The sequence below is a fragment of the Moorena sp. SIO4A5 genome (genome assembly GCF_010672005.1).
Classification (GTDB): Bacteria; Cyanobacteriota; Cyanobacteriia; order Cyanobacteriales; family Coleofasciculaceae; genus Moorena.
Window position 1 is genome coordinate 1 of record NZ_JAAHHZ010000252.1, and the last position, 6837, is coordinate 6837.

Annotated in this window: 7 protein-coding genes and 1 pseudogene; 4 read left to right on the plus strand and 4 right to left on the minus strand. The window is 43.3% G+C overall.

Annotated elements, in window-relative coordinates; genetic code table 11:
- Together F6K57_RS34020 and F6K57_RS34025 are read right to left on the minus strand one after the other, a co-directional pair.
- Nucleotides 1-223, minus strand: a pseudogene (locus tag F6K57_RS34020) (glycosyltransferase family 4 protein); the annotation flags it as partial.
- A 95-nt stretch (nt 224-318) separates the two neighbouring features.
- Entirely contained in the window at nt 319-1314 is a 996-nt protein-coding gene (locus F6K57_RS34025) for a sugar transferase (protein ID WP_293072347.1), read from the minus strand.
- Nucleotides 1315-2118: 804 nt separating this feature from the next.
- Between F6K57_RS34025 and F6K57_RS34030 the strand changes: the two genes are divergently transcribed.
- Complete coding sequence (locus tag F6K57_RS34030) at nt 2119-2355, plus strand: hypothetical protein (protein ID WP_293072341.1); 237 nt, start codon at nt 2119-2121, stop codon at nt 2353-2355.
- A 55-nt stretch (nt 2356-2410) separates the two neighbouring features.
- On the opposite strand, the gene F6K57_RS34035 is transcribed toward F6K57_RS34030, so the two are convergent.
- Together F6K57_RS34035 and F6K57_RS34040 are read right to left on the minus strand one after the other, a co-directional pair.
- Complete coding sequence (locus F6K57_RS34035; protein WP_293072342.1) at nt 2411-3478, minus strand: T3SS effector HopA1 family protein; 1068 nt, start codon at nt 3476-3478, stop codon at nt 2411-2413.
- Between the two features lie 79 nt (nt 3479-3557).
- Nucleotides 3558-4610, minus strand: coding sequence for a phosphotransferase (locus F6K57_RS34040; protein WP_293072343.1), 1053 nt, complete (start codon nt 4608-4610; stop codon nt 3558-3560).
- 444 nt (nt 4611-5054) lie between these two features.
- Between F6K57_RS34040 and F6K57_RS34045 the strand changes: the two genes are divergently transcribed.
- The 3 genes from F6K57_RS34045 (at nt 5055) to F6K57_RS34055 (ending at nt 6566) form a co-directional block, all read left to right on the plus strand.
- Nucleotides 5055-5234 (plus strand): hypothetical protein, encoded by a 180-nt coding sequence (locus F6K57_RS34045; RefSeq protein ID WP_293072344.1) that lies wholly within the window; start codon nt 5055-5057, stop codon nt 5232-5234.
- A gap of 77 nt (nt 5235-5311) precedes the next feature.
- A complete protein-coding gene (locus F6K57_RS34050; protein WP_293072345.1) occupies nt 5312-5584 on the plus strand; it encodes a hypothetical protein in 273 nt (90 codons plus the stop codon).
- Nucleotides 5541-6566, plus strand: a complete 1026-nt coding sequence (locus F6K57_RS34055) for a transposase (protein ID WP_293072346.1) — start codon at nt 5541-5543, stop codon at nt 6564-6566. Before F6K57_RS34050 ends, F6K57_RS34055 begins: the two co-directional genes overlap by 44 nt.
- The last annotated feature ends 271 nt before the right edge of the window (nt 6567-6837 follow it).

A 6837-nucleotide genomic window follows, 5' to 3' on the forward strand; every position in this document is an offset into this window, starting at 1 on the left:
CTGGATAGTAAAACGGAGCCAAGAGTCTGAAGTATTTCGTTGACCCTGGAATGTTCTGAAGTCCGGTGGTATGCACTAGGCGCTCACCTAGGTCAATGGTGTTCTGGGCATCATACAAGGATGTGAATACATCAGCACTAGGGAAGCGCTTACAAAGCAGTTCAAATACCCGTTCTGCTCCACCTTTTTGCGTTAGATAATCATGAACTAGGGCAACTTTCATGCTTGTTTACTGGAAAACCTATTCCTAGAGAATACTCTAATCTATTTACCATTATATTTAATTTATATCCGGAATTTTACCGAGTTTTTTTCATACTAAACGGCTCCATTATTTTTCGACAACAAGATAAAAATGGTTTTTATAATGAGCTTAAGGTCATACATTAAGCTCCAGTTTCGTTGGTAGCGTAAATCCAGTTTAATGATATCTGCAAAATCCCGAACTTGCGATCGCCCATGCACCTGCCACTCTCCAGTCATTCCAGGTTTAACATTCAACCGTTGCCACTCTGGAACCTCATAGATGTCCACTTCCTTAGGTACCGGTGGTCTAGTACCCACCAAACTCATTTCACCTTTAATGACATTCCAGAACTGAGGTAGTTCATCCAAACTAGTTTTCCTCAAAAACCGACCCACCCTGGTGATTCTAGGGTCATTTTCGTTTTTGAATATCTTGGCATCCTTAGATTGATTTTGAACGCTATCTTTCTGGGCTTCCGCATCAGTATACATCGAGCGGAATTTCCAGATCCGAAATCCCTTACCTATCCAACCACAGCGAATTTGACTAAAGAAGATTGGGCCAGGACTATCGAGTTTAATTGCGATCGCAATGGGAATAAATAATATGGCCGTAATTCCTAAACCTACTATTCCCCCCAGTATATCTAAGCATCGCTTAGCCCAAGAGCGTGTAGATGGGTGAGTTGTGGGTAACTTAGCCTTTGACCAATTGACAGCTATTGTTGTCGGGTTATATGAGGGGTCTAGAATTAATTTTTTGTCTAGCCCAGTCATGACCAAGACAGCCATAACTGGAGGATTTATACCCCTTAGTATTAGTGAAACTCCGTTTTCCTGAGTGATTTTGTGATTCCTTACTAAGGCACCAATTCCGCTACTATCGATAAACCCTGTCTGACTCAAGTCGGCAATGATCAGTTTAGGACAATAAGGTTTTTGAAGAAGCTGATCACAGGTTTCTTTAAATTTTATTGCTTCGAGTCTGCTCATGCGGATCGGTAACTGCACTACAGCAGCTTCATTGATTAACCCTGCCTGGCTAGAAGTTTTTAACCTTGACTGCATCATGATGAACTAGGAATTATAATGTCGATTAACTCGTCACTTTTTATAGAGTAGATTTAAACTATGTAGGAATTGTGTAGAAAGTTTCGCAATCCTATGAACACCCTAGGTTTTAACCGTACCTAAACCTACGTATTCTCTGCCCTTGATTGAGGCAAGTCTCGACTTTTGATTACTATTTAAATTTTGGGGCAAGGGTTACTTAACGTACTGTTTTTTTTCTAAAACGATTAATTAGTAAACCCTAATGCATGGCTGAAATCTTCCTATTATAAAAAAAAGTTTACCTCTCACTTAATTATTGACGGAGTAATAGGTAGACTTCACAGGGTTAATTAACCTACAGGAAAAATAAAAAATGGATAAAAAATTACCATTTATATTTTTATATTGTTACCATATAATTAACCATTTAGTATTACTCATTTGTCAGCAGTGACGTTGAGCAATTAATGTTCTGTGTAATCCCGGATGAATGACTAATACAACTTTCACGAGTTTTTCATAAAATCCTGACAGAGCTAAAAATTTTTGATGAATTTTTCTTAAAGACGCTAAATATACCTGAGGTCAATTGCCACATCCGTCTTGAGACTGATGACTTGGATGGTGGCAGCGAGGAGCACTCAGTCTAATGGCCTAAGGCTAAAGCTTTGGGCTACACCAAGCAACTCCATCTAGGTGGACTAATTTTGTATAGCGCTATATATTTTTAGGACTTACCTAGGGACTATACCTGTAGGGTCTCGCTTCGGACTCTACTAAGCTGTCACACATTTAAATTGTATTTAATGTATTTAAATTGTGAAGAGGCGCGCTGATGGGGAGATGGGGAGATGGGGAGATAGGGAGATAGGGAGATGGGGAGATGGGGAGATGGTATACCGGCTTTTGCACAAGTGGATCGAGCGGAAATTTAAATGCTTATTAGCTTACATAAGCGCGTTTGTTGCCCAGTTTTGCCTAAGTCCTGTTTTTGCTACTGTGGGCGAATTAACTACGAGTCTGACCCCCATACCATCTGTAGGAGCAATTGTGTAAGCTTTTCAAACTTCCCCCTCTTCCCTCCTTTCCCCATAATTTGCTGTGGGCAGCTTTAGTCATGATTGAGGTAAGGACGTTCCCATTCAATTCCTAACTCAGAAAATTGTTGGCGGATGGCGTTGAGGCGCTCCTCTGGAGTGTTATTACCGTTTTGCCAAGCCTGCATTAAACCATTCGCTACAATTTGGCAGCGGTTCATGCCAAAACTTTCTTGAGAGGTAAATTTTTTGGTTGGTTCTTCGGCAAAACTCAATCCCGGTGCCAAAAACTTGGTGAATAAAGGCACTTCTGGGCGAAAATGGCAGCGGTTTGGTAGATATATGGTTTGCATCACCCCAAAGACCACTTCAGAATCACAGCGCTCAAAGTAGAGTACTCCGCAGTCATGGCGTTTGTATTCCGATGGATTGTATAGAACTTTAAATGTGAAAGGAATTGCTGCTGCATTCAAATATTTTGTCATGCTATCCATGACAGCAAGGGCTCCATCTGGTGTCAGATTAAAGTAGATCCGTGCTGTTTTAGAATCGATATCACCATTGCCCTGTCGCTCTTGACCAACATTACCCACTGCTACATAAAAGCCATTTTGCATCAAATTTTTGGGCATCCGGATGGCAACGAGGCTGCCGATAGTAGCAGATTTTTCCTCAGATTTGAGATGAATCTCCCGTTCAATATGCATAGTCAAACTACCTTTGGTGACGGCTATTGAACCATCGCTTTCTTCTGAGATTACCTGCCAATTGGCATCAAAGTAGCCTGTGCCTTGATTGTTGGCGTGGAGTCGTTGGTAAAAATCTAGGTCTATTCCCAGCAGGGTATTGTTCTCTAAGTTTTGATGGGGTGCTATATCGGCTGAATTGGTGTGAAGTGCCAGGGGAGTGCGCAGATAGCCATTGTAATAAATGCCGTAGAGGAAATTTCTCAGCAGTAAGCTGAGATACTTATGCTGTATGTCTTGAGGGAGTTGCTGAAAGCGGGCTACTGTTTCATCAGCTATGGTGAAGGGTTGATAGTTGGGATGGTTGATACAAAAATTGGACTGGATTTCAATATTGTTAACAATGTCTTCCAGAGCTGCTTGCTGTTGATTAGGAAAAGGGTTGTCAAATAGCATCGTAATTTAATTTAAAATTAGATGAGGTCTAAATAGCAGTTTTCAATTGACAATTCACAGGTATGCTCAAAACCCTTTTCTAGGGGATTACCGGATTTGATATCAGTTGTGATTCTGAGATCCCAAAAACTGTTGGCACAGATTGTTGTGGTCGGCAGAGTAGACTTTTGGCAACCTGGAGCATACAGATTCCAGTATTATCAAAGGATTTCTGATAGTAAATCATTGCCTGAATTTGGTGAATCAGTGCCAAACCGGTAAACTGAACTACTCGTTTAAGCCAGTTGGGACGAGCCGAATCAATCCCGGGAAAAGCGGTAAGATAGGCTTGGGTTAGAGCAGCGATGGAGGGTTGAAGCACTTGTAAAGGAGTCACTGCTAGACGCAAGGATTCTTCTAATTTAATCGTGGGGTCTACCACTAAGCTACTTAACCAGATACCCAGGTAGCTGGCGATTATGGTTCCAAGGTCAAAGGCTGGATCTCCCCAGGCACAACGTTCCCAATCAATCAGTCGCACCATGCTCTGATCGGGTGGTGAAGATGTTGAGAATTGCTCCCACTCTCTATGAACCAAAATGTTGTTCAATTTTAAGTCATTGTGGGTTAGGCAACTCGGATGCCAGTCAGTTTCCAAATCTGCGATCGCATTTCCCAGACTAGGGTAACGTTGATATAGAACAAAGAACTTTAAGGCATTGTTAGGGATTGAGCCAAACATCTCTGGGCTAAGCCGTCCGATTCCTTTAGCTGGATTACCAAAGCGATAGGGAGATGTCCCCTTTGGTACCTGGTCTAGAAAATTCCGACATTCTGGTTGATTGAAGGTAACACGATGGAGGTTGCCTAAAACTGTTCCGATATCAGTTGCGATCGCTTCAGGGAAAACTTGGTTTTGATAGTAGAAATTAAACAGGTCGAGATAGTTATTTAGATAGTTGTAGATCAGGATGCAATGATCGGGATCAAAATGAAGGATCTGGGAAACTGATGAAGCTAGACAGTGTTGGTCGGGGAACTGCTGCAGCCAGCGATGAAATTGCCACTCATTGAAAAATTCATAATTTATAAGACCACCATTATGGGGTCTTTCCTGCTTAACCAGTAGCTGACGATGATCTGAAAAGCTCACCAGTAAATTGAAATTCTTAGCAGGGGCAGCCGATTTCACCTGGATAGATTCTAGGTCTGACGGAGTACACAGCCCTATATCCAATAGATATGAGGAAATCGTTTCAGATGATAGTGGTTGCACAATATTAGTAGATGATCAGTAGATGCACGACTTAAAGAGAAAATGTTTGTTGTTTACCCTTGAGAAGTTAACCGATAGTAGGGGCAAGTCTTGTGCCTAACCGTACAACAATCAACAATCAACAGTTAACAATCAATAATCATACTGTTATATTTTCAGCAGTTATCCCATTTCTCTTTATCTATTGATACTCTAGTTTTCCACTAAAAACTCGCCAAAATGGCGACATGAAACTGAGATTTTTATCTAAAACAGAATTTGTAGACTTACAGAAATCTTGAAGAAAGTCATCCGTCACACTCCTATGGAGGAAAACTAATAATGGAAATTTCTGAGTTACCCATCGGTTTTGAGTTGTTATCCGATGAGGAAACCTTTCTCAATGATCTAGATCAGCAAGATACTATGGTTCAGGGTGGATGTGGTCCGACTCCCCAAACACCATACATTCTGTGTCCAGCACCTACGGCAGTTCCTATGCCTGAACACCCAGAACCCTGAGTGCCTGACACAAGTGCCTCAAAACCTGATTCTGCGTAGGTTATGGTTGCCGGTGGTGAGGGGACGGTCAAAGACAAGTGGTAGGGCCAGAGCGATCGCGCTTATTTGAGAAAAAAAGGGGTAGAGGGATATGCGAGGCTAGTGTCACGACACAACCAGCCCATGAGAGCATGTCCAACTCTACCCAAATTCATGATCAACTGTTAAACTTCCTGCGTCAATACAGCAACTATCGGGATCTGCGCCATCTAAAAACCTTAGCTTGGATGGTAAGTGCCTTAATTAGCAGCGGTCAGCTGAGCCTGAGTGCCTGGGATATCGAGCCGAGCAAAACTGGCTCAGAGCTTTGAACGTCGGTGGCATCGGTTTGTGAGCAATCGGCTCATTGGCGTGAAGGGGCTATACACTCCCTTGATGCTATTGGCATTGAAAGATTGGCAGTCCCACCGTCTGTACCTAGCCCTAGATACTACAGTGCTTTGGAATCGTTATTGTATGATTCATCTGTCAGTGGTGTGTTGTGGTCGTGCCGTACCATTTCTCTGGCTTGTATTAGAGCATGGTAGTGCCACGGTGGCCTTCAAGGAATATCAGCCATTATTACGCCAAGCCCGGTGGATATTGCGTCAACATACCGATGTGATGCTCTTAGCCGACCGGGGCTTTGCCAACCATGCCCTGATGAAATGGTTGCAACGGAGCAATTGGCATTACTGTCTGCGGCTGCCCTGTGATGTCCATTTGCACGGTCCCCGTCGCTATCCCATTGAACTCAGTTATCTTTGGCCGCCAAAAGGAGAAGCGGTGTTTTATCGCCATGTGGGCTTATGGCAAGATGGGGAATACCGTTCTCATTTAGTGTTAGCCAACATCAAAGGGGTCAAAGACCCCTGGGCAGTCATAACCGATGAAACCCCCAATTTAAAAACTTTGTGGCAATACGGTTTGAGGTTCCGGGTCGAGGAATTATTTTTGGATAGTAAGTCAGGAGCCTTTAAACTTGAAGAGTCCCGTATCCGTTCCGCGAGCGCTCTCGAACGACTCTACCTAGTCGCTGCTGTGGCTCTACTCTACAGCACAACTCAAGGTATGGCCGTTCAACTTAACGGTCTGCGACGGCAGGTTGATCCTCATTGGCAAAGGGGTATCAGCTACCTGAAAATCGGTCTGCGCTGGCTAATGGGAGTTCTCCACAAAGGTCGTCCACTTTTAACACCTATCCCCTTGCTACCCAAAGACCCGCAACCGTGCTTTGCTTCTCAAAAAGCCCGTGAGGATTTTTATGATCGCATCTGGTTCTCACGGATTCAGTCGTTACAGTGTCGAGCCTGATACGCATCGGTTTCACCCAGATGTGTCAGGCAGTCAGATGCCCCTACTTACATTTGTCCAAGAGTGACCCTAATGACTATAGCCCTTATGATCATCAAAGAATTACCACATTAGTTGCCACATTAGTTGCCACATTAGTTGTAGGTGCCCATGGCGTGGGTCGGCGATGCTTGCTCCCAATTGCTTGTAGTCAGCTGCCAGTCAGAACTGCTGTAGACGTAAGTGATGCGGATATGCTCTAGGATTATGTAGAAGCAGGTAGATTTTAGCC

Bases quoted from the DNA above. Each gene is read 5' to 3' on its own strand.
- F6K57_RS34025 (WP_293072347.1), bottom strand. From the start codon at position 1,314: ATGCAGTCAAGGTTAAAAACTTCTAGCCAGGCAGGGTTAATCAATGAA.
- F6K57_RS34035 (WP_293072342.1), bottom strand. From the start codon at position 3,478: ATGCTATTTGACAACCCTTTTCCTAATCAACAGCAAGCAGCTCTGGAA.
- F6K57_RS34045 (WP_293072344.1), top strand. From the start codon at position 5,055: ATGGAAATTTCTGAGTTACCCATCGGTTTTGAGTTGTTATCCGATGAG.